Genomic DNA, 24020 nt, shown 5'->3' with positions numbered 1-24020 from the left:
CGTCGAGTGCCCAGGTGATCAGCGGAGGGCGCGACTCCCCGTGCGTGGCTCGAATGTCAGAAACAGATGACCGGCCTGGCCCGGGCCGGTTCAGGTGGAGCCGGCGGGACGGGAGTTCCACGCCTCACCCGCGAGCGCGACCGCGGCCCGTGGAAGGCGGCGCGCTNATCGCTGCGACGGCCCCCCGGCCACGCAGCAGCCCTGNCCTTCCAGAGGGTTTCATGTCCGATTCGTCCCTCTGGACAGGCAAGGACGTCGGAGGCTACTCGAAGTGGGGGGGCTGGCCGGTGGCTTCGAGGACGGACATCCACAGGTCGCCGGCGGGGTCGACCTGGTTACGCTGGCTGACGGCGAGGGCGATCGGAATGTGGATGAAGCGGCGGCGCCAGCGGCCGACGACCATCTCGGTGCGCCCGGACATCGCGGCGTGCACGGCGGCATGAGCGAGCCGGATCGTGTAGACGTTGTCGTACGGGTTGGCCGGGACGCTGCGGATCAGGTAGCTGGGGTCGATGTACTTCAGGTTCAGCTCGACGCCCTCGTTGGCGAAGTGTTCGGTGATCCGGCGGGAGAGCACCGGACCGACGTCGTGCAGCTTGCGGTTGCCCGACGCGTCGGAGCCCTCGGGCTGGTCGGTGATGAGCTCCTGGCCGGCGCCCTCCGCGACGACGACGACCGCGTGCCCGCGCTCGACCACGCGGCGGCGCAGGTAGTTCAGCAGGCCGCCCTCGCCCTCCAGCTTGAACGGCAGCTCCGGGATGAGCACGACGTCGGCGTTGCTCTTCGCCAGGGTCGCGTAACAGGCGATGAAGCCGGAATGCCGGCCCATCAGGCGGACCACGCCCATGCCACCGGGAGCGGACGTCGCCTCGGCATGCGCAACACGGATCGACTCGGCCGCCTTGCCGAAGGCGGTCTGAAAGCCAAAGCTCTGATCGATGTAGGGGATATCGTTGTCGATCGTCTTCGGGATGCCGACGACGGCGATCTTCTCGCCGCGTTCGGTGGCCACACGGGAGATTTCCTTGGCGCCCCGCAGGGTGCCGTCCCCGCCGATGACGAACAGAATGTTGATGTTCATGCGGGAGAGACAGTCGACGATCTCGCCGGGGTCCTGCTGGCCGCGGGAGCTGCCGAGAATCGTCCCGCCGTCGTCGTCGATGTTCGCGACGCTCTCCGGGGTCAGATCGACGACGTCGTGGCCGTAGCGGGCGATGAAGCCCTGGTATCCGTTGCGGAATCCGAAGATCCGCCGGACGCGGTAGTGCGAGGTCAGCTCCAGCACCAGCCCGCGGATGACGTTGTTCAGCCCGGGNCACAGACCGCCGCAGGTGACGATGCCGACCCGGGTCTTGGACGGGTCGAAGTAGATCTTCCGGCGCGGGCCGGCCGGCTCGAACCCCGGTAGCTCGGCGAGGTCGACCTCCCGGGCGGCGATCATCGACGTGGTGTCGTCGTAGAGGACCTTGTCCGCCTCGTCGATGTAATGCTGTGTCGTCGGCCGTTCCCCCAACAGGGGCATAAGAGGAGAATCTATCCGGCAGGCCCCCAGGGTCTTCACCGACAGATCGGCATTATCCACAAGCAGTGGCGCACCCACCGTTGCCCGGCCCTCACGTCTCACTCGGCGCTTCGTCTCTTGGCGACTTCGCTCCATACATACCCCGGGCGGCCCGGCGACGGACGCCGCCGATCAACCCAGTTCTGCCAGACCGAGACTACCGGGCCAAACCAGCCGTCACGGGGGCATCGCCGGGTCAACCCGGCCACCAGCGGACCGAAACATGCGCTTCATCGCCCGGAAACCGGCGAAACGCCCGCCGAACCCACCCCGTACTTGTCCCCGGCGGACACCTCTGTGCCCGCCTGCGAGCCGGCCGCCCGAGCCGGCGCCGACGGCCGTCCCCCACGGGTGCGAGGGCCGTCCGAGTGGCCGGACCTGCGCGAACCCGGCCCGGCCCCGCGCGCAGGTCGGAGCGCGATCGCCCTGCTCGCGGTGCCCGCCGGGCAGTCGGAGCCGGCGCCACCAGCATCGGCGCAGAACAGCTCGGGCCCGCCTGTCACCCCGTCCGCGGGCCGTCCCGTCTGCCGACTGGCCCGTTCTCCGACCGCCCCGTCGGTGGACCTTCCTGCCCTGCCACCGTTTCGTCCGTCCGATCGGGCCGTACCCGGAATGCCGTGTCTCGAGACCATTCGCTGCAATAGTTGTCTGATTCGCGGTCCGCCGGGCGTCACCGAGGCATGTCAGGAAGATGACGGCGACGACCCGTGGCGATCCGGCTGGCATCTGCCGGACACGGGCGTTCTCCTCGGCCGGCCGCGCCCCCCGTTCCACCGAGCCGCCCGGATCACACCCCACGGTGTCGTCGCCTCACCACCCGTCCGGGCAGCGTCGTCGCCGGACATCAGCACGACAGTCGGACCTCAGAGCGAGGGTCGGACGGCAGAGCGACGTCGCCGAGGAACGGGGTGGTCCCGCTCGGCGACGGGACGTCGGACCCCTCCGCGGGGGTCGATCGGACCGGTGTGGCGGCGGCCTTTCGGCGCCCTGGATGCGGTCCGGTCGCCCCTGCCCCACCGCCGGCCGATCCGGGAAGCTCAAACCACGCTCACGCCGACCACGGGGGCGCCACAGGCTGACACCGGACTCGGGATCGTCGCACCACCGTCGGTCCGCCACGGACCAGCGGTCAAGGATGCGGCGTCACCCGACGCAGACGGCTGCGACCCGCGGAGGGATCGGGTCGGAGCCAACCAGGCACGGCGCGGCGGCCACCGACGCGATGGCGAGCGTGTCGGTGGGGACCGACCGCCGCGCCGTGCCCGGACCTCATCTCGCGAAGAGCGGCGGGCAGGGAACTACTCCGCCTTTCCACCGCCCTCGGCGCCGCCTCCTCCCACGCCGCGACATGTAGTGGATCATGGTGTTCCGCGGAACCAGCACGACCTCGATCCCAACAATCCTGGCGTGTCCAAGGCCCGCAGCCGGGCCCTCAGCCCGGTCCATCGAGACGCCACAGACGCAGGCCGCCCTGGCCAAACGTCCACACACTGCGCACCCCGGACTCGCCGAGCCAGCCGCAGGCATCGACCCGCCCCTGGACTCGCAGGGCGGCGACCCACTCGGCCGAGCGCAGATCGAACACCCGCACCACGTTCGCCCCGTCCACGGACGCGAGCATCGTCTGATCACCACTGACCGCNAACGCCGTCACCCCGCCCNCATGCCCGTCGAACGACCCCGTCCNCGCCCCGCTCCGCAGATCCCAGACCGTGATGGACGCCAGCGGGCTCTCGTCGCCGGGCTCGCGATCCCCGATGGTGAGCAGTCCCAGAATCGGACCTCCCCGATCGCGCTCCCCAGAAATCCGAGCCCGGACGCGTGGTGCAGTGTTCCGCGGAAAACCTGGATCATTGAGGCCGGGACCGACGTGCTCGTCCAGGACGACCGTCTCACCGGGAGTCGGCCCGCTCGGCGAAACACGAGGTCGGCCTGGGAATCGCAGCGGTACGGCGGGAGGTGATGCCGCCTCGGCGATCGGGAAACCGGCGGTGTTGTCGGACGCAGGCCGTAGTGTCGCCTCAGGCGGAGGCACAGACCTACAGCCGGCCCGTGGCCGCCGCGCCCTGACCCCGCTTGTCCGCCCGAGGAGCCGATGTCCGTTGTCCGCCCGTGACCAGGTGCGCAGCCGGTCGCTTCGGCTGTTGGACTATCTTGCCGCGCTCGCCGCCGAACGGCGTGGCGCCCCCCGCCGCCAGCTCGCCGACTACTCCCCCGCCCCGATCGGCCCGGCCGCCGTGCCCACGCACGCGGACGTCCGCCTCGGCCCGACGGCCCGGCGCGACTCCTGGCTGGACATCGACCGGACGGCGCCGCCCCGGCCACCGGCCTGGCCACGCGCGCTCGACGCCATCCTCACGTCCACCGGGGTGAATCCGGACGCGCCACCCACGCTCCCCTCCCCCGCTCCCCCCGCCAGGCCCAGCAGGCCCGACGGCACCGGCCCGAACGTCGCGACCGGCGTCGATACAGGCGCCGGTGTCCCGGTGCAGGCGGCGGTGCTCGCGGAGCCGGCCACGCGGCACGGCGATGCCGCGGCCTCGCTGACGGATCCGACGCCCGAATCTGAGCCGCCCGATCCGCGGGCCGCGTTGCTGGACGCCTGGGTGCGTGACGTCTGGCGGCCCTGGGCGCCGGGGGCGCGGGCGGCGCGGGATGCCCGCGCGCTCTACCAGCGCCTGTTCGACCTGCGGCTGGCCCTGCAGCGCGACGACGCCACCACCGAGCTCGTGTGGGGGCACGGCGTGCTGTGCTGGCGGGTCGGCGACGCCGTGATCAGCCATCCGCTGCTCGTCACGCGGATGGTGGCGACGCTCGATCCCGACTCCGGCGTCATCCGCCTGCATCCCGACGGGCCGACGAGCCTGGAGACCGAGCCGCTGCACGGCCTCGGGCTGCCCGGCCTCGACGAACTCTCCGCCCTGCGCGACCGGCTGCGCGGCGCGCCGGTGGATCCATGGGACGCCCCCGGCCGCGCGGAGGTGTTCCGCCAGATCATCGCGCCGCTCGGGCTGGACGCCCGCCTCGTCGAGGGGCCGGTCCTGCCGTCGCCCGGTGCGGCGCCCGTCCTCGTCGACACCTGGGTGCTGTACGCGCGGCCGCGGCCCGCCCTGCAGGCGCAGTTCTACGGTGACCTGCGCACCGCCCTCACCGAACGCGACGTCATTCCCGAGGCGATCGCGGCGGTCGTCGCCGAGGAGGCGCTCGTCGCCGAGGCCCTCGGCGGCGACGGCGCTGGCGCTGGTGACGGGCCACCGTCCGGCCCGGGTCGCTGGGACCGCGGCGGTCCGGGCGCGGCGCCGGGCCTCGGTGTCGACGCCTCCGGTGGCCTGGGCGAGCGGCTGCTCATGCCGCTGACGGCCAACGCCGACCAGGAACGGATCGCCCGCCAGCTCGCGGTTTCCCGCGGCGTGACCGTGCAGGGCCCGCCGGGCACCGGCAAGAGCCACACCATCGCGAACCTGATCTGCCATCTCGTCGCGCACGGGCAGCGCGTGCTCGTCACCGCGCAGGACGAGCAGGCCCTCGGCGTCCTGCGCGCCAAGATTCCGCCGGAGCTGCGCGACCTGAGCGTCGCCGTGCTGGGGTCAAGCCGCGCCGACCTCGACGAGCTGCGTGCCGCCGTGGTGGAGATCTCCGGGGCGCTCAGCGACGTCGACCCCGCGCGGGAGACCGCGGCCGTCAAGGCGCTCGCCGAGGAGCTCGACGCGGCCCGCGCCCACGCCCGCACTCTCGAACTGCGCATGATCGACCTGCTGGCGGCCCAGGCCCGCGAGTTCGAGCTGCCGCACGGGCGGGAACGGGCCCCCGCGGTGGCGGCGTGGCTCGCCGAGCGGGACGGCGAACTGTCGTTCATCCCCGACCGGCTCGACCCGACCCGGGCGCTGCCGCTGGACCCGGCGGAGCTCGCGCTGCTCTACCGCACGGCGCGCGAGATCGGCCCCGCCGACGCCCGCGCGCTCGCCCAGGAGCAGCCCGACGCCGCCGCGCTGCCGGACGCGGTCGCCCTGGCGCGGCTGTATGCCGAACTCGACGAGGTCCGCGACGGCCTCGCCGACCTGGAGCTGGCGGGCCTGTCGGTCACCGCACTCGACGCCCTCGGCGACGCCGGGGCGCAGGCGCTGGTGGACGACGCCCGCGATGGCGCCGAGCGGGCGCGGCGGCTTTCGGCCGGCTGGCTCACCGCCGCGCGGGCGCAGTGCGCCGACTCCGACGCGCAGGCCGAGTTCTGGGCCGCGCAGGCCGCGGAGCTGGCGGCCGAGGTCACGCGGCTGCGCGGGCTCACCGCGCGGACCTTCGGCCGCCCGGTCGAGGTGCCCGACGGCGACCCGCGGGTGCACCTGCGCCTGCTCGGGGAGCTGCGCGAGCGTTACGCCGCCGGGCGCGGGGTGCCGCGGCTCGGCGGGCGGGAGCTGCGGGAGCTGCGCGACGCGGTCCGCGTCGACGGGCTCGTCCCGCACACCGCGGACGACGTGGCCGTCGCCGAAGCCGAGGTGCGCCGCCGTCAGGCGCTGGCCGCCACGGTGTCCCGCCAGGGCGCGATCGCCGCCGCCCTCGGCGGCGAACCCGTGCAGGCCGGTGCACTCGACGTCCTGACCCGGCTGGACGCAGTTGCCCGAGACCTCGCCGACGCCGTCGACTGGGAACGGCGGGGTCGCCCGGAGCTCGCCGCACGGCTGCGCGCCGTGGCCCCCGGCGCCGGTGACGGCAGTGATCCGGCCGCGCTGTCCCGGCTGGCCGACCTGCTCGCCGCCGCGGCCGGCCGCCGCCGCGAACAGGAGGTCACCGAGCGGCTCGCGGCGCTCGCACGGACCCTCGACGACGGTGGCCGCAGCCCACGGGCCGGCCGGCTGTGGGGCGAGCTGCAGCAGGCGCTGACCCGCCGCGACCTCGCCGCCTGGGATGCGCTGCTCGGCGCGGCCACCCGGCTGGCCGCGCTGCGTCCCGACGCGGCCGCGCGCACGCGCCTGGCGGAGCGGTTGCGTGCGGTCGCGCCGCTGTGGACCGACGCCATCCTCGACCGCCCCGGCGACGCGGCCGCCGCGGCCGGTGGTGACCCGGCGCGGGCCGCGGCGGCGTGGCGCTGGCGGCAGGCCCAGACCTGGCTCGACGACCTGCATGCCGACGGCGATCTCGCGCTGCTCGGCCGCCAGCTCGGCGACGCCTCCGAGCAGGCCCGCCGGCTCGTGCTCGACACCGCCCGCCGGGCCGCCCGCCTCGGGCTCGCGACCCGGCTCGGGGATCCGCAGCGCCGCGCGCTCACCGGCTGGGTGCAGGCCCTCGACCGGCTGGGGAAGGGCACCGGGAAGTACGCCCCGCACTGGCGGGCGCAGGCCCGCGCCCACATGCGCGCCGCGATGGGCGCCGTACCCGTGTGGATCATGCCGACGTATCGGGTGATGGAGAGCTTCGACCCGGGATCCGACGACCTCTTCGACGTCGTCATCGTCGACGAGTCCAGCCAGTGCGACATCCTCTCCCTCGGCGTGCTCAGCCTGGGCCGGCGCGCCGTGGTCGTCNGCGACGACGCCCAGACGAGCCCGGAGGCCGTCGGCATCGACCGGGCCCGGGTCGGGGCGCTGATCGACGCCCACCTGCCCGACGTGGCCCAGCGGTCCCTGCTCGACGTGGAGGCGAGCCTCTACGACACCGCCGCCCGGGTGTTCCCGCGGACCGTGGTGCTCAAGGAGCACTTCCGCTGCCTGCCCGACATCATCGGATTCTCCAACCGCTTCTACGACCATCAGATCCTGCCGCTGCGGGAGGATCCGGAGCTCGCGATCGGCGCCGCGCTGCGCCCCGTGCGCGTCACCGACGGCGCCCGGACGCAGACCCGCTTCGGCGACGCCAACCCGGCGGAGGCACAGGCGATCGTCGAGCAGGTCCTCGCCTGCTGCGCCGACCCCGCCTACGACGGGATGACGATGGGCGTGGTCACCCTGCTCGGCGCCGGGCAGCCCCGGCTCATCGAACACGCCCTGGTCGAGCGGCTCGGCGAGCGGGAGTTCTCCCGGCGGGCGCTGCGCGTCGGCGACCCGTACCAGTTCCAGGGCGACGAGCGCGACGTCGTGTTCGTCTCCGTCGTCGCCGATGACAACCGTTCCGCGGCCACTCGCCGCCGTGACCTGCAGCGCGTCAACGTCGCCGCGAGCCGCGCCCGCAACCAGATGTGGGTGTTCCACACCGTCGACCCGGCGACGCTGCGCGAGGACGACATCCGCCGCCAGCTCATCGAATACACCTACGCCGGCGCGACGCCGCAGGCCACCGGCCGCCTCGTCGACCGCTGCGAGAGCGAGTTCGAACGCGCCGTCCTGCGCGAGATCCTCGGCCGCGGCTACCGGGTCCGCCCCCAGCACCCCGTCGGCCGCTACCGCATCGACCTCGTCGTCGAAGGAGCACCCCGTCCGCCGGCACCCGACGGCACGGGCGCCGGGCGCGTCCGCGGCCCCCGGCTCGCCGTCGAATGCGACGGCGACCGGTTCCACGGCCCCGACCAGTGGGAGGCGGACCTGCGCCGCCAGCGAATCCTGGAGCGGCTCGGCTGGACGTTCATCCGCATCCGCGGCTCCGAGTTCTACCGCCATCCCACCCGCACGCTCGACGGCCTGTGGCGCCGGCTCGCCGAGCTCGACATCCACCCGGATGTGGGCGACTGAACGTCACCGCCCGGTCACCACTCGGTCAGCGGTCCGCGCCGGGCATGCCCGCCCGCGGGGCGATCTCGTCGACGAGCCCCCAGGCCAACGCCTGCTCGGCGTCGATGGGATGCCCGCGCAGGATCAGGTAGGCGGCCCGCTGCGGGCCGATCCGCCGCGGGATGCTCGCCGTTCCCCCGGCACCGGGGACGAGCCCCATCGCCACCTCGGGCAGCCGGAACGTGGCGTCAGGGGTGGCGACGACCCGGCCGCAGAACGCGGGCAGTTCCGCCCCCGCGCCGATGCAGAGCCCGTGGACGTAGGCGGTCACCGGCAGCCCGGTGGCCAGCAGCCCCAGCGGGATGCTGCGGGTGGTGCGCACGGCGTGCGCGCCGACCGGATCGAGCATCGTGCCGAACTCCGTCAGGTCGCCGCCGCTGGAGAACGACGGCCCCNTACCGGCCAGCCGGATCTCGGCGAGCTCGCTGTCGGNGGCGGCCAGCCCGAAGGCGGCGACCAACCCGTCACGCAGGCTGATGCTCACGGCGTTGTGCACCCGCGGCCGGTTGAGGATGACCGTGAGCACCGCACCGTCCCGCTCGACCAACACGGCTGGTGCCGCCGTCGACCCCGGTGCCGCCGAGGCCGCCGGTGTCCCCGGAGTGCCGGGAGTGCCCGGAGTGCCCAGAGTTCCGGGAGTTCCGGGAGTTCCCGGTGTCGCGGTCCCGGCGGTCGCCGTCGGGGTCGGGTCCGTCGTCACGTCGGCCGCGGGCGCACTGTCGGCGGGCGGGACCGCGGCGGCGGAGGCCGCGGCGGCCGGGTCCAACCCCGGCCGGGCCGCCGCGCGCGCACTCTGCCGGGCCCGTCGCCGGGCCAGCCAGCCGGCGAACTCCGGGCCGGCCTGCAACGCCGAGTAGGCGAACGACTCGGCGACGACCGCGTCGCGCACGTCGATACCGGTGCTCACGCGCAGCAACTGCACCAGCGCGACGGCGGCGTAGGGGTTCGCCGCGGTCGCGGCGGCCAGCGCGTCCACCGCGGCGTCGATCCCGTCCGGCGCGGTCACCCACGGTCGCGGCGCACCCGGCTCGTCGGTGAGCAGGATGTCGAAGCCGCAGGTGGCGATGCCGTCGGGCACCCACCGCAGATCCTCGGCCACGGCGACGCAGACGCAGGGCAGCCGGCGGCCGAGTGCGCCGACCCTGATCGCCGCGGGGGAGGCGGCGTCGACGATCAGGATGGGCCGGCCCCCGAGCGGGCTGAAGGCCTCCGGATCGGACTGCAGGTCCGCGAGCACTGCCTCGGGGTCGGTGACCCGCCGCCCACCCACGCCGTCCAGACCGTCGAGCAGGTCTGGCCCCACCGGGCTGGGGCTGACGACAAGCGGGTCGGCGTCGACCGGTTGCGCGGCCGGCCCGGGCACAGGAGTGTTCACGGACGATGACGCTAGTGCCCCGGCGCCGCGGATTCGCGCAGTCCACCTCGCCGGACCGCCGGCGGCGGGGCACCGCTACGGCGTGACCGCAGCCGGAGCCCGCACTCGCCTCGGGCGAGGCCGTCGGGTGAAGCCGTCGGGTGACGCCGTCAGGCGGGATGGCCCGGCTGCATGTCCCGGACCTGTTGGAAGCCGAGCTGGGTGAACGGCCTGCCGGCCGCACCGTCGACCGGTTCGAGAACGAACGCCGTGTGGTCACCGACGCCGACCCGGGTGTGCACGGGGCCGGCGAACCACGCGCGCGGCTGCATGAGGACGGGCAGTCCGAACGGGCCCTGTCGCCAGGCGCAGCGCGCGAACTTGTCGATCTCGTCCCCGGTCTGTTCGCCGAACAGCGTCGCGAGCCCCTCGTCGGCCTCGTCGAGGAGGTGGACGGCGAGGTGACTGGCCGCCAGGGCGATCCGGTGGGTGTGGTTGGCCTGCGAGATGCACAGCAGGTACCGCGCCGGCTCGATGCTNCACTGGGTGTGGAAGCCGACGAGGCAGCCGCTGNGCTCCCCGTCCGGCGCCGCCGCGGTCACGATCACCATCGGGTAGCTGATCGCACTCACGGCCTCGTGAAACACGCTGGGCTCGGTCATCGACTGTCACGTTCCTCCCATCGGGCGGCCTGGTCAACGCCCACGCGGACTACCCGACCTTGCCCCGCCCGGACCACCGGCGACCCGCGACCCGGCCGCCCGTGCGGTCAGCCGCTGGTGGCCGACCGCGGCTTCGGCCCGGCGGCGCGCATGTTGACCAGCCGGCCCAGCAGCTCGAACCAGAAGGGGGCACCGGCGGTGAGGGCAAAGCAGGAGATCGCCAGTCCGGCGATCTTCAGCGCCCAGCCGCCGACCGTGTGGCGAACCTCCCTCGGGTCGTCGCGGTCGTCGCTCGCCCGGACCCACCCGATGGGCAGGGCGAGGCCGGAGGCATCCCGCACCGACCTGATCGCGATCTCGACGGCGTCGCCCCCACCGGCGTCGCTCCCACCGGAGTCGGAGGTGCCGCCGGTCGCCTGGTCGCCGGACCGCGTGGCGTCCTTCGTGTCACCGGACCCGGCACCGCTGGACCCCGCGTCGCCCGAACCTGCATCGCCCGTGGAGCCGGCGTCGGCGGGCTGGCCGAGCTGGCTCTGGCTCGCGGTCACCGCCGCGTCGCGCACGGTCCCGTCCTGCCACAGCGTGCGGGAGATGGACACCGCGTCGAGGTTGAACACAGCGGCCAGAACGATCGCGTAGGCGAGCAGGAACACGGCGACCCGCCGCTTGTACCACCCGGACAGGCGGTCCATCGCCTCGTCGTACCACTGCGCCAGCTCGGTGACGATCTTCTCGCGGTCACCGCNCGTTCGGACCACCNCCGCGGTCAGCGCCTCCTTCGCCAGGGAGGGCGGCAACGCGGCCAGNCCGTCCTCCAGCGTGCCGACCGTCCCGCCGCCGACAGCGGACACCAGGGCGGCGGCCACGACCCGCCCGGTCGGGTGGTCCGCCGGCATCGCGGCGTACAGCGCCCGGGCGGTCCCCTCGTCCAGCGAGCGCCGGGCGGCCTCGTACGCGGCCCGGTAGGCCTCGCGGGTCTCCTCGGCGATGTGCGCGGGCAGCCCGTCCGGGCGTAGCTGAGCGAGCATGGCCCGGGCGGGTGGGTCGACCCGATCAAGCAGGGCCCGGGCGAACGCGGTGGACGGCACGTAGGAGGGCAGCCGCAGCCGGCGCGCTCGGCTCACCGCGGCCCAGGTGCGCTGTACGGGCGGATGATCGGCCATGTTCGCCGAGGCCTCGTCCCGGCCGGCGATACGCATGGCCCGCAGGGGCCCGTCGAGCATCTCCGCGGCGACGTCCACGGGCGGCGGGGCCCCCGGATCGGGCGGTGCGCTGCCCGGCGGCCGGCCGCCGAGCAGCCTGCGCAGCTCCGACTCGAGGCGGNGGCCCCGGTAGCGCACGAGGCCGAGCACAGCCTCGTTGATCCGCGAGACGGCGAGGCTGAACGCGGCGAACAGCAGCGCGAGGCCGATCAGAACGTCCAACGCGGACGAGTCAGGCATCCGATTCCCCCGATCCCACCGCGCCGACGACGGCCGGTTCGCCACCCGCGACCACGAACCCCGCCCGGAGCTGCGCGGATGCCAGCCGGCCGCGGGGTGCATCCGGGCACCGCGGGTGCATTCGGGCCGGACCGCGCATTTCTACACCGAGAGGCAGGATCGCCACCCAGCGGCGCCGGCCAATCCCACAGCCGACACGATCCGTCACAGCAGGACGAGGTCGGACGTGGGCACGGGGCCGCAGCCTTGAGGTGCCCCTGGCGGCCGCGGTGCCGGGGAGGCGGTGAAGTCGGCGAACAGCGAGGTCGGCGAACCCAGACCTCGGCGAACCCAGACCTCGGCGAACGGGGACGTCACGGAACCTGNCCGGGAGGGTCACCGTCCTGCGCAACGCGGTCGCGGGCGGGTACACCGCCCGGATGGGCAGTGACGACGCCGGTGGCGACCACGCGCGAGGGTCTCGGCTGGCCGAGTACCGGTCTCGCCGGCACAGCGGGCGCACCCCCGAACCGGACGTGTCACCCCTCGCCGATGCGGGCGACGATGGCGCCCGGCATACCCCCCGTTCGCAGGAGCGCCCGACCTCCCCCGCACCCCCGCCGCCCGATCACACGGGAGACGACCAGAACGGCCGCGGCGACCGGTTCGTGATCCACGAGCACCACGCCCGCCGGCTGCACTGGGATGTCCGCCTGGAACGGGATGGGGTCCTGGTCAGTTGGGCGGTGCCCCGCGGATTGCCGACGGATTCCCGCAGGAACCATCTGGCCGTCCNCACCGAGGATCATCCCCTCGCCTACGCCGACTTCGCCGGGACCATCCCGAAGGGGGAGTACGGCGCCGGTGAGGTGAGTGTCTGGGACCGTGGCCGCTACCGGCTGGAGTCCTGGTCGGCGGAGAAGGTCAAGGTGACGCTGCTCGGCGAGCGGGTCCAGGGACGTTACGCGTTCTTCGCCACCGGACGCGCCCACGGCGGGGGGACCGGATCGGACCAGAGGTCGGACCGGGGGGACCGAAACTGGATGGTTCACCGGATGGACCCGCGGGGCGACACGGACCCAGGCGACACGGATCCAGACGGCACGGGCCAGCCACGCCGCGCGGGCCGGCCGGCCCGCACAGACCCGGCGCGCAGCCCGGACCTGCCGGGGGGTACGGAATCGCGGGACAGCATGGACCCGCCGGGCGACCCCGAACGCACGCCGATGCCGGGCCGGATGGCACCGATGCTCGCCGTTCCCGCCGCCGCACCGCCGGAGGGGGACGACTGGGCCTACGAGGTCAAGTGGGACGGGGTACGGGCACTCGCCTTCGTCGACGGCGGCCGGCCCAGGCTGCGCAGCCGCTCGGGGCACGACGTCACCGACGTCTTCCCCGAGCTGCACACGCTCGGCCCGGCGTTCGGCGCCACCCAGGTGATCCTCGACGGGGAGATCGTCGCCTTCGGCCCGGCGGGTACGCCCGACTTCGAGTTGCTCAGCCACCGGGTACACATCGCGACGCCGNCCATCGCGCGTCGTGCCGCGGCGACGATTCCCGTCCGGTACCTGGTGTTCGACCTGCTGTTCCTCGACGGGCACTCGCTCCTCGCATGGCCCTACTCCGGGCGGCGGGCGCTGCTGGCCGACCTCGCCGACCGCGGGCGGCTGCGCATCTCCGAGGAACTGGTCGGTACGGGCGACGAGGTCGTGGCGGCGAGCGCCGCCGCCGGCCTGGAGGGGGTCGTGGCCAAACGGCGCAGTTCCCCCTACCAGCCCGGTCGGCGGTCGGTGGACTGGGTGAAGGTGCGGCATGTCCGACGGCAGAGTGTGCTCGTCGGCGGGTGGGAGCCCGGCACCGGTCGGCGCGCCGACCGGATAGGGGCCCTGCTCGTCGGTGTCGCCACGCCGGCCGGCCCCCGCTACGCCGGGCAGGTCGGCACCGGCTTCAGCGAAGCGACGCTCGACCGGCTGGCCGCGTTGCTGGCGCCGTTGCGCCGCTCGGACCCTCCGCTTCGGGATGTCCCCGCCGAGGTCGCTCGCGGCGCCGTCTGGGTGGATCCCGAGTTGATCGCCGAGGTCGAGTTCACCTCGTGGACGACGGACGGCCGGCTACGTCACCCGTCCTTCCAAGGGCTGCGCATCGACATCTCCCCCGCCGACACCGCCCGTATGGAGGAGACCTGACCAGCCGACCGACCCACACTCGCGACCAGCACGCACTCGGACCAGCCACCCATCCGGCGACTGAGGCTGACCAGGCGAGCCCGTTCGGGCCCTGACTCCCGTTCGGACCAGACGCGCTCCACGGGGGCGGGCACGGGGGCGGGGGCGGGGGATGGCATGGCGTCGGCCGCGCCGCCTGCCCCAGACGGTGCGGCCGACGCCATGCGACTGTGGTGCCCCCGGGCGGTGGGTCCGGCCCGCGGGCAGCCGGGGGTCAGNCCGCGGGTGCCTCGCTGAACGGCCCCTGCGGGCCATACGCGNCGACCTCGGTGTAGATCGCCGGGCGGCGCTCGGGATCCTGCAGCGGCCGCAGCGGGGAGGTCGTCCCGCGGTGGTTCGCCCCCTGCTCCCAGGCGCTGAACTCGGTCACGCCCGACCAGACGCTCACCACGACGTACCGGGACGGGTCCGCCGCCGAACGCTGCAGCGTGTTGCCGAGNAGTCCCGGAGTGCCGACCAGCTTGGAGCTGATCGCATGGTAGGCGCGTTCCACCGCCCCGGGGTCGTCGGGCGGATCGACCGCCCAGAGCATCACCCGGACCGCCGCCTCGCCGGCTCCCACGGCTAGCCGGCCGCCGGCACCGGCAGGGACGCCGCGCCGGCCAGGTGGGTCAGGACGCTGCCGGTGGCCATCGAGCCGCTGGCGCGCAGCGGGTGCAGCGCCTTGCGGTGCTCCAGGTGCCGCTCGCTCGTCTCGAACTCGCGGAACTGCGCCTCGTCGACCCAGTCGCTGGTGATGAAGTACGTGCTCGGCTCGTCCTCCGAACGGATCAGCCACTGGCCCAGATTGGCGGGGNGAGAGGTCACCGCGTCGCCGATGCGCAGCCAGGTCTGCTCGAACTCGGCCTCGCGGCCGGGGTGGATCCGCATGGTCAGCATGATCCGGAAGGGCGGGGTCGATGCCATCAGATTCCTCCGTCGACCGTGAAGGTGGCGCCGTTGACGTAGGACGACACGTCGCTGGCCAGGAACAGGACGACCGCGGCGACCTCGTCGGCCTCGCCGAGACGGCCGAGCGGGATGCGGTTGGTGTAGGCCGTTCGGGCGGCCTCGGGCATGCCGGCGGCCTGGTCGGTCTCGATGACGCCCGGCGAGACCAGGTTGACCCGGATGCCGCGGGAGCCGAGCTCCTTGGACAGCGAGCGGGTCAGCCCGATCAGGCCGGTCTTCGCCGCGGTGTAGTGCGCCCGCAGCGGCACGCCGACGACGCCGGCGCCCGACCCGATGTTGACCACCGAACCGGACTCGCCGAGCAGCGGCAGCGCGCCCTGGGTGACCAGGTGGGTGGCGGTGAGGTTGGTGGCGAGCACCTGCGTCCAGGCGTCCAGCGGCAGGTCCGCGTAGGGGATGTGGCTGATCGTCCCGACGCTGTTGACCACGATGTCGAGGCCGCCGAGGTGCGTGCCGGTGGCCTCGATGAGCTCGGTGATCTGGGCCGGGTCGGCCACGTCCGCCTGGACGAGCAGGTGGTCGCCGCCGGTGTCCTTCAGCTCGCGGCGCAGGCTCTCGGCCTCCTCCGTCTGGCGCTGGTGGCCGACGACGACCGTCGCTCCGGCCCGGGCCAGGCCGAGCACGACGGCCCGGCCGATGCCGCGGGTGCCACCGGTGACCAGGGCGCGTCGCCCGGCCAGGTCTGGGAACATCGCTGACTGTCTCCTAGGTCGAGGAATCGAGCAGGTCAAACGGATCGAGNGGCTCCAGTGGGTCGAGCAGCTCAGACGGTTCCCGCAGGCCGGGCCGGGGCCCGGTCAGGCGAGGTGAGGTGAGGGTCCGGTCAGGCGGGGTGGGGGCCCGGCCGGTCGGGGTGGTGCAGGCCCGGTCAGGCAGGGCCGCGATCCGGTCAGGCGGGGTCGACGGCGCGCACGACGAGGCTGCTGTTGAAGCCGCCGTAGCCGCGGGCGTTGACCAGCGCCACCCGGACGGGGACCCGCCGGGGGGCCTGCACCAGATCCAGGCCGTAGCCCGGGTCGGGGGTGTCGAGGTTGCCTACCGCGGGGATGACGCCGTCCCGGATCGACAGCAGCGCCGTCGCCACCGACAGCGCCGAGCCGCCGGCGCACAACCGGCCGACGAGGCCCTGCGGCGCCGTCACCGGCACCGCGCGGTCGCCGAACACGTCCCGGATCGCCGCCGCCTCCTGGGCGTCGAGGTCCGGGGAGCCGGCGCCGTCGGCGAACACCACGTCCACGTCGTCCGGGGTGACGCCCGCGTCGGNCAGGGCGCGGCGCATCGCGGTGGCCAGCCAGCGACCGTCCGCTGCCGGGCGGGCGTGGTCGGCGGCGTCGTGCGTCGCGGCGTATCCCGCGATCTCCCCGTAGACGTGCGGGGCGCCGCGGGACGCCGCCGCCGCCGGATGCTCGACGACCAGGGTCGCGCCGCCCTCCCCCGGCAGGTAGCCGTTCGCCCGGATGTCGAACGGCTTGTAGCCGTCCGCCGCCGCGGCGGCGGTGCTGACCCGGCCGCTGCTGAGATGGCAGGTGAGCCCGTACGGCGTCAGGCCCGATTCGGCGCCCCCCGCCAGCACCGTCGACGTGCCGCGGCGGATGACCCGTCTGGCCTGGGCAAGACTGTCCAGGCCGCCGGCACCGTCGCTGACCACGACTCCGGATGGCCCCTTCAGGCCATGACGGATCGACGTCTGACCGGTCGTCGCCGCGTAGAACCAGGCGATCGACTGGTAGACGCTCACCGCGGTCCGCCCGCGGGTCCACAGCCGCTGCAGCTCCCGCTGACCGAAGTCGTTGCCGCCGGAGCCGCTGCCGAACACGACCGCGGTGGCGTACGGGTCGTGGTCGGCCGGGTCGTAGGCGGCGTCGGCCAGAGCCAGCCGGGAGGCGGCCATCCCGAACCAGGTCCACCGGTCGGTCTGGACGATGTACCGCTTGTCGACGTGCTCCTCCGGCTCGAACCCGCCGACCTCGCCGGCGAGCCGGGCGGAGTAGCGAGCCGGGTCGAAGCGGCTGATCGGGGCGACGCGCAGCTCCCCGCGCAGGGTCGACGCCCAGTACTGCTCGACTCCCAGGCCGCTGGGGGCGATGACCCCCAGGCCGGTGACGACCGGCCGGACCGCGGTAGCGGCGGCGGTGGGGGTGGTGGCGGTGAGGGTGGCGGCGGCGGCGGTGTCCACTGGGGCGCTCACCGGTTCGGCGTCGACAGGACGATCGCGGACTGGAACCCGCCGAAACCGCTGCCCACCGACAGGGNCACGTCCACGGTGTGATCACGGGCGATGTTCGGCACGTAGTCGAGGTCGCACGCCGGATCGCGGGTGGCCCAGTTGGCGGTGGGCGGGACCACGTCGTTCTCGATGNCCAGGGCGCAGGNGGCGATCTCCAGGGAGCCGATCGCGCCGAGGGAGTGGCCCACCATCGACTTGATCGAGCTGACCGGGACCTCGTACGCGCGCTGGCCGAGCGAGCGCTTGAAGGCCGCCGTCTCGTGCCGGTCGTTCTGCTTGGTGCCCGAGCCGTGCGCGTTGATGTAGTCGATGTCGTCCGCGCCGACCCGCGNCGCGTCCATCGCGACCCGGATCGCCTCGGCCATCTCGACGCCGTCGGGACGCAGGCCGGTCATGTGGAAGGCGTTGGACCGCGAGGCGTAGCCGCCGACCTCGCAGTAGATGTGCGCCCCCCGGGCCCGCGCGGACGACAGCTCCTCGAGGATGAGCACGGCCGAGCCCTCCCCCATCACGAAGCCGTCGCGGCTGGCGTCGAAGGGGCGGGAGGCGTGTTCCGGGTCGTCGTTGCGCGCCGAGGTCGCCCGGATCGCGTCGAAGCAGGCCACCGAGATCGGCGACAGTGGCGCGTCGGAGGCGCCGGCGATCACGATGTCCGCCTCACCGTCGGCGATGAGCTGCGCGCCGTAGCCGACCGCGTCGATGCCGGAGGTGCAGCCGGTGGACACCACCGACGCCGGGCCGTGCGTNCCGAAGCGGCAGGCGAGCTCCGTGGCCAGGCAGCTCGGGACGAGTGCGTGGTACAGGAAGGAGCTGGCGTAGTGCGGGTCGACCTCCCAGTGGCGGCCCGAGTCGGAGACGACGACGTACTCGTTCTCCAGCCGGGTCGTCGCGCCGACCGCACTGCCCATGCTGACGCCGATGATCGGGCCGTCCCCGCCCTCGTCGCCGAGGCCGCCGGCGCCGGCCGGGCGCAGGTCCAGGCCGCTGTCCTCGACCGCCTCCAGCGCCGCGGCGAGCGCGAACTGCACGAAGCGGTCGTTGCGGGCGATCTGCCGGGCGGTCAGCCCGGCCGCCGCCGGATCGAAGTCGCATTCGGCGGCGACCTGGGAGCGGAACTGCGACGGGTCGAAGAACGACAGCCGCCGGGTCGCCGTGCGTCCGTCGGTCAGCAGCGTCCAGAACTCCTTGCGGTTCACCCCGCCCGGGGCGACCACCCCGATGCCGGTGACCGCGGTCCTCCTCGGTGCGCTCACCGTCTGGCCCCGGCGGACAGGGCGTCGGCGATGTGGGCGGTGTCGGCGGTGTCGGCGGTGTCGGCGGTGACGGTGACGGTGTGGGCGTGGGGGCCCGACTGGATGATCGGGGCGTGCGGCGCGTCCGGGTTCAGCACCGCCTCGGTGTCGACGTGGCCGAGGTCGGGACGGGGCGCCAGTGGGCTGAGGTGGAAGACCAGGAACGCGGTCTCGTCGCCCGTGTTGACGATGCGATGGCGCATGCCGATCGGGATGCACACGCCGTGGTCGGCGCCCAGGACCTGGTGCTCACCGTCCAGCCGGGCGGTGACGAGGCCGCGCACGCAGTAGAGGAACTCCTCCGAGTAGGGGTGCCAGTGCTCGGTGACGACCTCGCCGGGCTCGAGGGTGAGCGTGNCGAGGAAGCCGGTGGTCGAGCCGACGGTCGCCGGGGAGAGCAGGGCACGGATGTCCCCGCCGCGGCGCCNGTTGGGCGCGATGTCGTGGATGCAGAGAACCTTCGGGGTCGTCGTCACTGGAGCTGCCATCGGTCGCGTCCTCCTCAGACCTGTTCCGGCACGGCCACGGCGAGCGGGGCGGGCCGCGCGGCCGCGGCGGCCCGCTCGACCTTGTCCCGGATCACGGCCATCTCCCGGGCGGTGTTGGTGTTGATCCGGGCGGTCATCTGCTCGTCGTTGAGCGGCGCCGCCGGGCGCATGTGGAAGTCCTGCACCCAGCGCATCCGGGTACCGGTGCCCTCCGGGGNGTAGGTCCAGTGGATGTGCATGTACTCGAACGGCCCGGTCTCGACGCGGTAGGCGCGGACCTGCCGGTTCACCGGGTCGAGCGTCCGTTCCGACACCCAGCTCCACGCCGTTCCGTTCTCGTCCGGGTGCATGGTGAGCCGGAACTTGAAGGTATTCCCGTTGCTCTCGATGATGTCCACCGACGCGTACTCCGTGAACAGGTCGGGCCACGTGGGCAGATCGTTGGTGATGGTCCAGACCGTGTCGATGTCGGCGTCGATCAGAATCGAGTTGTCGGTATGCCCACTCACGGCTACTCCCCGGTTTTGTGAAGGAAATCCGGATGCGGATCGAGAATCGGCGGCCGGCGGGTCCGCGCGCCCGGCGAAATCAGACCGTTTCGCGCTCGCCCAGCGCGGCGTTCACGGTGTCGAGAATCTCGGCGAGGGTGTAGTCGTCGGGCATCTCGGCCGGCAGGTCCACCCCGAAGGCGCCGACCACCTCCGCCGAAAGCTGGAGGTAGGCCAGCGAGTCCAGGCCGATGTCCAGGAACGTCACGGCCAGGTCGGTGGGGCGGTCCTCCGGGGGCAGCCCGGCCTGCTCGACGAGAAAGTCGAGCAGGGCGTCGGCCGTCCACTGCTGGGGCATGTCACGATCTCCTCGGGTTGGTGCAGATGGGATCGATGGGAAGGTCGTCGTCATGTTTGTGCCGGGATCCGCCGCGGGCAGCGAGCCGGCGGGCGACGGTAGGCGACGGCGGGTAGCGACGAGTAACAGAAAGTGACGGCAGGCGACAGCGACCGGCAGCGTTGGCGGTCCCGGGCGCCAGGCAGCAACCCCGGCGGAGCAGGCGGTTACGCGCATTCGGGTGGCCGGCGCGGCGCGCCCGCCGCGCCGGCGTTACCGGGGCAGGTCGAGGCGGCCCTGGGCACCGCGGCGATCGCGGGCCCGGAGGGACGTCATGGCGGCACGGGTCGGGTCGGGTCGAGACGGGTCGGCGAGACCGGCCGGTGCGGATCCGCCAGCGCCAGCCGGGCCGGCGTGCGGATCAGGTCTCGGCGGCGCACGCCCCTCGCGGGGGGCAGGCCGGGGCCGCGGGTGACCGATGCCCGCGGCGCTGTGGACCCGGGCCGGTCAGCCGGCCGACCAGTGGTAGAAGCTGCGCGCCATCGCGTCCCGCGGTCCCCGCCAGGTCGCCGGTTCGTAGGCGGTGATGAACTTCTCCAGCTTCGTGTTCACATCGACGAACAGCGGATGCCCGCGCACGTCGGAGACGGTCGGCGCGATATCGGCCGGCGCGTCGATGAGATGGAAGTAGAGCCCGTGGAACTCGAACAGCTCGCGGCGGGTGACGCCGACGATGCCGGGGAGTTCTCCCGCATCGGACTCGGCGAAGGTCTCCGCGACGGCGTCGGCGTCGGCGGGGTTCATTCTCGCCACGATCAGCGTGCGGTGCGTCGGCTTTTCCGACGGTGTGGCGGCGGGCTGCGATCCGGCAACTGCGGGCACGGAAGGACTCCTCGGGCGGTTTCCAGGAGAGACGAGCGGCGCGCATGGCGACCTGCGGGCCGGCAGGTCGACGGCACGGTGGATGGCGGACAGACGGACCCGCCGCGGGCCACGCGTGCGCCCGCGCGGCCTGCGGGGCCCGTCGACGACGGGCGGGCAGGCGGGCACCGACCGACTCGCGACCGCCGGCCGTACCCGCCGACCCCCTGACATTGTCAGTATTCGGCTCATCGAGAGCATGCGGCCGGGCGCGGCCGGTGTCCTGAGATTGGCCTGGCATCAAGCTGCCCTGGCAACGATGTGCCAACTGACACGCNCCCACGCCACAACACCGCTACAACGATCCGACCGTAGGGCCTTGACCAGCAGGGATATCCCCCAATGCCGGCCCGTCCACGCCCATCCGGAGCGCCCTCGACCGCAGGCCCGGCGAGAACGCGGCCGCCCCCGTGAGCACTGTCACGTGGGGTCGGCAGCGCCGCCGGGACCGTCGTCACCCGCGAGATCTCGTTGTTCCCCGCCCGAGCCGCACCATTCCACTACTTTCCGTAACATCGGCGGGCCGCCGACGACGGGATCAGAGCCAGCCGCGGCGGGAGGCGAGAGTGCCGGCCTGGAAACGGCTGCGGGCGTCGAGGCGGGACATCAGGTCCGCGATCATGCGGCGCACGGTGCGCACGGAGACACCGAGATGGCGGGCGGCGGCCTCGTCCTTGACGCCGAGGCTGAGCAGGCGCAGCAACAGCCGCTCGGTGTCGGAGGGGTCGTCCGCGGACTCCTCGCCGCCGGNCTGCGTCGACCCGCCGCCGAGCGGCTCGGCGATCTCCCAGACCTGCTCGAACAGGGTGAGCAGGACGGCGGTGAGCTCGGGCGTCCGCACGAGCAGCGTGTGGCCGCCCGTGCCGATGCCGCCGCGGGCCAGCCGGACGAGCCCGACGCGGNCGTCGATGGTGGTGGCGTCCAGCCGCGGGTCGTCGGTGACGCGCGCGTCGAGGCCGTGCGCGGCCACGGTGCGCACGTAGCCGGCGCCCCGTTCGTCGAGGCGCAGCGAGCGCGGCAGCACGCTGCGCATCACGACCCCGCGCCGCAGCGCCCGCAGCTCGACCGGCATGACGTCGGCGGACAGCGCCGCCGACCAGCCGCGGCGGGTGCGCAGGGTGAGCACCTCTCGCTCGGCCCGGCCGACGAGGGTGAGCAGCTCGGCGCGGGCCTGGTCGACGCCGTCGATGCGCTGCACCTCGACGGTGTCCGGTCCGGGGCGGCCCTCCAGGTAGTCCGAGACGAAGACGCTCACCTGTGCCCGGGCCCGCACGAGCCGCTCGTGGCGGCGGATGAGCTGCTCGTGCTGGGCCTGGAGCAGATGGTCCAGGCCGGCCTCGGGATGGACGGCGACGAAGCGTCCGGGCCGGTCCCGGGAGGCCAGCAGCAGGCCGAGCTCGACCAGCCGGTCGCGGATCCGGCCGACGCCGCCCGCCGGTTCCCCGAGCATCTGCGCCGCCTCGGAGACGCTCAGCGAACCGTGGCGCAGCCAGAGCCGATAGGCGGACAGCGCGTCGTCGTCCAGACCGAGGATGTCGAGCGCTCGGCCCTTCCCGGGAACCGGCTCGGGAGCCGGATCGTGACCTCCCTGGCGGGCCGGGGGCGGGGCGGTCGGGCCCACCGCGGGCGGGGCGCTCGTGCTGGTCAGGTCCGAACAGTCGTCCGTGGCGTTCACCCGGACCGCTGCGGCAGGCTCGGCCGGCCGGCCGACTCGGCGGAGACCACGTCAAGCGCATGGCGGACCAGCGAGACCAGCGACTGGCGGACCGACTCGCGCTGGCGGGCGTCGCAGAACACCACCGGCCGGCGCGGGTCGAGGTCGAGCGCCGCGCGGACGTCCTCGACGCGGTACTCGCGGGCGCCGTCGAAACGGTTCAGTGCGATGAGGAACGGGATGTCGCGCTCCTCGAAGTAGTCGATGGCGGGGAAGGAGTCCGCCAGCCGCCGGGTGTCGACGAGCACCACCGCGCCGATNGCGCCGAGGACCAGCTCGTCCCACATGAACCAGAACCGGTCCTGCCCGGGCGTGCCGAACAGGTAGAGGATGACGCTGTCGATGAGCGTGATCCGCCCGAAGTCCATCGCGACGGTCGTCGTCGTCTTCGCGCTGACCGAGCTGGTGTCGTCGATGCCGATGCTGGCGGCCGTCATCGCGGCCTCCGTGGTCAACGGTGGGATCTCGCTGACCGCGCCGACGAACGTCGTCTTCCCGACGCCGAACCCGCCGGCAATGATGATCTTTACCGGATGGGGCGCCGCCGTCTCGGGCGAGCGCGCCCGGTCGGACCAGGAGCCCTTGTTGTCGGGCCACGAGCCCTTGTTGTCGGGCCACGAATCCTTGTTGTCGGGCCACGAATCCTTGTTAGAGGGCCTGTAGTCCATCGAGCACCTTTTCGATGAGGGCGGCGGAAGGACGGTCGGACGAGCGGACGGGTCGGTTCACCGTGACCAGCCCGGCGTCGAGCATGTCGCCGACGAGAACCCGCACGACGCCGAGCGGCAGATCCAGCCGCGCCNAGATCTCGACGATCGACTGCACGCGCTGGCAGAGCAGCGCGATCGAGCGCTGCTCCATCTCCAGCGTCGCGCCCATCAGCCGTCCGTTGGGAGTGGTGGTCACCAGCGCCACCAGCTCCAGCGCCCGGTTGGTGGGCCGGGTCCGACCGCCGGTGACGGCGTAGGGCCGGACGACCGGACCCGCATCATCGTCGAACCATTCCTCGTCCTGCGACATACCGGTCCTCCTGCCTGAGAGAGCTCCGCCGCCATGACGGTGAGCGTTGCGGTCCGGTCGGTGCGGGCAGGGGTCGACCGGTGGGCCAGATTCGCGGTCGTACCCCCGTCGACCGCCACGGCGCCGCCTACAGCGGCAGCGCGGACTGCATCTGGGCGCGCAGCTCCGGGGTGAGGAACTCCCCGACCCTGGTCACCAGCAGGGCCATCTCGTAGGCGATGAGGCCGATGTCGGCCCCGGTGCTGGACAGGATCGCCAGGCACGAGCCGTCGCCGACCGCCGTGACGAACAGGAAGCCCTGGTCCATCTCGACGATGGTCTGGCGGACACTGCCACCGCCGAAGAACCGGCCCGCGCCGCGGGCGAGGCTGTTGAACCCGGAGGCGACCGCCGCGAGCTGGTCGGCGGTCGCCCGGTCCATCCCGTAGGACGTCGCGAGCAGCAGACCGTCCGAGGACAGGGCGATCACGTAGGTGACTTCCGGAACCTTCTTGACGAGGTTGTTGAGCAACCAGCTCATGTTCTCGGACGGCCCCAGCGGACGCATCTCAGGTCACCTCTCCCACATCGTCGCCGTCGTTGGACACCTGACCGTCCGCCAGCCCGCGACCGAAGTTGCTCTGGAAGGACGACATCATGCTGCGGATCTCTTCCGGGCTGC

General features: G+C 73.4%; 11 protein-coding genes and 23 pseudogenes. 5 read left to right on the top strand and 29 right to left on the bottom strand.

The features are described from left to right. Window positions 1-262: 262 nt before the first annotated feature. Window positions 263-1315 (bottom strand): annotated as a pseudogene (locus UK94_RS16175) (ATP-dependent 6-phosphofructokinase); the annotation flags it as partial. 1 nt (window position 1316) lies between these two features. Next, window positions 1317-1600: pseudogene (locus tag UK94_RS54335) on the bottom strand (ATP-dependent 6-phosphofructokinase); the annotation flags it as partial. Window positions 1601-3276: 1676 nt separating this feature from the next. On the opposite strand from UK94_RS54335, the pseudogene UK94_RS76125 reads away from it, so the two are divergent. After that, window positions 3277-7080, top strand: a pseudogene (locus UK94_RS76125) (AAA domain-containing protein); the annotation flags it as partial. Between the two features lie 84 nt (window positions 7081-7164). Beyond that, entirely contained in the window at window positions 7165-8220 is a 1056-nt protein-coding gene (locus tag UK94_RS54325; RefSeq protein WP_313949520.1) for an AAA domain-containing protein, read from the top strand. 25 nt (window positions 8221-8245) lie between these two features. Here UK94_RS54325 and UK94_RS54320 read toward each other — a convergent pair. The 4 genes and pseudogenes from UK94_RS54320 to UK94_RS74075 form a co-directional block, all read right to left on the bottom strand. Then, window positions 8246-8654, bottom strand: a pseudogene (locus tag UK94_RS54320) (enoyl-CoA hydratase/isomerase family protein); the annotation flags it as partial. A 38-nt stretch (window positions 8655-8692) separates the two neighbouring features. After that, window positions 8693-9634, bottom strand: a 942-nt coding sequence (locus UK94_RS16160) for an enoyl-CoA hydratase/isomerase family protein (RefSeq protein WP_235488225.1), incomplete at its 3' end; no start/stop codon positions are given. Window positions 9635-9783: 149 nt separating this feature from the next. Then, a pseudogene (locus UK94_RS16155) lies at window positions 9784-10152 on the bottom strand (flavin reductase family protein); the annotation flags it as partial. A gap of 35 nt (window positions 10153-10187) precedes the next feature. Then, window positions 10188-10275, bottom strand: a pseudogene (locus UK94_RS74075) (oxidoreductase); the annotation flags it as partial. A gap of 1861 nt (window positions 10276-12136) precedes the next feature. Between UK94_RS74075 and UK94_RS54305 the strand changes: the two are divergent. The 3 pseudogenes from UK94_RS54305 to UK94_RS54295 all read left to right on the top strand — a co-directional run. Continuing rightward, window positions 12137-12491 (top strand): annotated as a pseudogene (locus UK94_RS54305) (DNA polymerase ligase N-terminal domain-containing protein); the annotation flags it as partial. Between the two features lies 1 nt (window position 12492). Continuing rightward, window positions 12493-13222, top strand: a pseudogene (locus UK94_RS54300) (DNA polymerase ligase N-terminal domain-containing protein); the annotation flags it as partial. A gap of 1 nt (window position 13223) precedes the next feature. After that, window positions 13224-13882: pseudogene (locus UK94_RS54295) on the top strand (ATP-dependent DNA ligase); the annotation flags it as partial. A 300-nt stretch (window positions 13883-14182) separates the two neighbouring features. Here the strand turns inward: UK94_RS54295 and UK94_RS54290 are convergent. The 23 genes and pseudogenes from UK94_RS54290 to UK94_RS16080 all read right to left on the bottom strand — a co-directional run. Further along, window positions 14183-14360, bottom strand: a pseudogene (locus UK94_RS54290) (antibiotic biosynthesis monooxygenase); the annotation flags it as partial. 1 nt (window position 14361) lies between these two features. After that, window positions 14362-14453, bottom strand: a pseudogene (locus UK94_RS54285) (antibiotic biosynthesis monooxygenase); the annotation flags it as partial. Window positions 14454-14485: 32 nt separating this feature from the next. Beyond that, window positions 14486-14717: pseudogene (locus UK94_RS16135) on the bottom strand (antibiotic biosynthesis monooxygenase); the annotation flags it as partial. 1 nt (window position 14718) lies between these two features. Then, window positions 14719-14827 (bottom strand): annotated as a pseudogene (locus UK94_RS54280) (antibiotic biosynthesis monooxygenase); the annotation flags it as partial. Continuing rightward, entirely contained in the window at window positions 14827-15564 is a 738-nt protein-coding gene (locus tag UK94_RS16130; RefSeq protein WP_041939495.1) for an SDR family NAD(P)-dependent oxidoreductase, read from the bottom strand. The pseudogene UK94_RS54280 and the gene UK94_RS16130, both read right to left, overlap by 1 nt. A gap of 197 nt (window positions 15565-15761) precedes the next feature. Beyond that, window positions 15762-16135: pseudogene (locus UK94_RS54275) on the bottom strand (ketosynthase chain-length factor); the annotation flags it as partial. Between the two features lies 1 nt (window position 16136). Beyond that, window positions 16137-17048, bottom strand: a 912-nt coding sequence (locus tag UK94_RS16125; RefSeq protein WP_235488261.1) for a beta-ketoacyl synthase N-terminal-like domain-containing protein, incomplete at its 3' end; no start/stop codon positions are given. Window positions 17049-17125: 77 nt separating this feature from the next. Then, window positions 17126-17231, bottom strand: a pseudogene (locus UK94_RS74070) (hypothetical protein); the annotation flags it as partial. A gap of 14 nt (window positions 17232-17245) precedes the next feature. After that, window positions 17246-17430: pseudogene (locus UK94_RS54270) on the bottom strand (beta-ACP synthase); the annotation flags it as partial. Between the two features lies 1 nt (window position 17431). Continuing rightward, a pseudogene (locus UK94_RS54265) lies at window positions 17432-17845 on the bottom strand (beta-ketoacyl synthase N-terminal-like domain-containing protein); the annotation flags it as partial. A gap of 1 nt (window position 17846) precedes the next feature. Then, window positions 17847-18352: beta-ketoacyl synthase N-terminal-like domain-containing protein (locus UK94_RS54260; RefSeq protein WP_268761397.1), on the bottom strand; the 506-nt coding region annotated here is incomplete at its 3' end. Continuing rightward, window positions 18349-18748, bottom strand: a pseudogene (locus UK94_RS16115) (cupin domain-containing protein); the annotation flags it as partial. The gene UK94_RS54260 and the pseudogene UK94_RS16115, both read right to left, overlap by 4 nt. A 1-nt stretch (window position 18749) precedes the next feature. Continuing rightward, window positions 18750-18818: pseudogene (locus UK94_RS54255) on the bottom strand (cupin domain-containing protein); the annotation flags it as partial. A 75-nt stretch (window positions 18819-18893) separates the two neighbouring features. After that, window positions 18894-19096, bottom strand: a pseudogene (locus tag UK94_RS54250) (polyketide cyclase); the annotation flags it as partial. A 1-nt stretch (window position 19097) separates the two neighbouring features. Further along, window positions 19098-19388 (bottom strand): SRPBCC family protein (locus UK94_RS54245; protein ID WP_235488223.1); only part of this gene is annotated, 291 nt, incomplete at its 3' end. A 79-nt stretch (window positions 19389-19467) separates the two neighbouring features. Beyond that, window positions 19468-19725 carry an acyl carrier protein gene (locus tag UK94_RS16105; RefSeq protein ID WP_011605513.1) on the bottom strand — a complete coding sequence of 86 codons (258 nt, stop codon included), beginning with the start codon at window positions 19723-19725 and terminating at the stop codon, window positions 19468-19470. A gap of 486 nt (window positions 19726-20211) precedes the next feature. After that, window positions 20212-20586, bottom strand: a complete 375-nt coding sequence (locus tag UK94_RS16100) for a TcmI family type II polyketide cyclase (protein ID WP_041939498.1) — start codon at window positions 20584-20586, stop codon at window positions 20212-20214. Between the two features lie 577 nt (window positions 20587-21163). Continuing rightward, a pseudogene (locus UK94_RS54240) lies at window positions 21164-21375 on the bottom strand (LuxR C-terminal-related transcriptional regulator); the annotation flags it as partial. Window positions 21376-22296: 921 nt separating this feature from the next. After that, window positions 22297-22599: pseudogene (locus UK94_RS54235) on the bottom strand (ATP/GTP-binding protein); the annotation flags it as partial. Between the two features lies 1 nt (window position 22600). Then, on the bottom strand, window positions 22601-23007 hold a 407-nt coding region (locus UK94_RS54230), incomplete at its 3' end, for an ATP/GTP-binding protein (RefSeq protein WP_235488221.1). Beyond that, window positions 22988-23141: pseudogene (locus tag UK94_RS54225) on the bottom strand (DUF742 domain-containing protein); the annotation flags it as partial. The gene UK94_RS54230 and the pseudogene UK94_RS54225, both read right to left, overlap by 20 nt. A 1-nt stretch (window position 23142) precedes the next feature. After that, on the bottom strand, window positions 23143-23359 hold a 217-nt coding region (locus tag UK94_RS54220), incomplete at its 3' end, for a DUF742 domain-containing protein (RefSeq protein WP_235488220.1). Between the two features lie 127 nt (window positions 23360-23486). Next, window positions 23487-23906, bottom strand: coding sequence for a roadblock/LC7 domain-containing protein (locus UK94_RS16080; RefSeq protein WP_041939499.1), 420 nt, complete (start codon window positions 23904-23906; stop codon window positions 23487-23489). Window positions 23907-24020 lie beyond the last annotated feature (114 nt).

Origin of the sequence: Frankia sp. AvcI1 (assembly GCF_001420875.1) — a bacterium.
GTDB lineage: Bacteria > Actinomycetota > Actinomycetes > Frankiales > Frankiaceae > Frankia > Frankia alni.
This window is presented reverse-complemented; position numbering and strand designations above follow the sequence as displayed.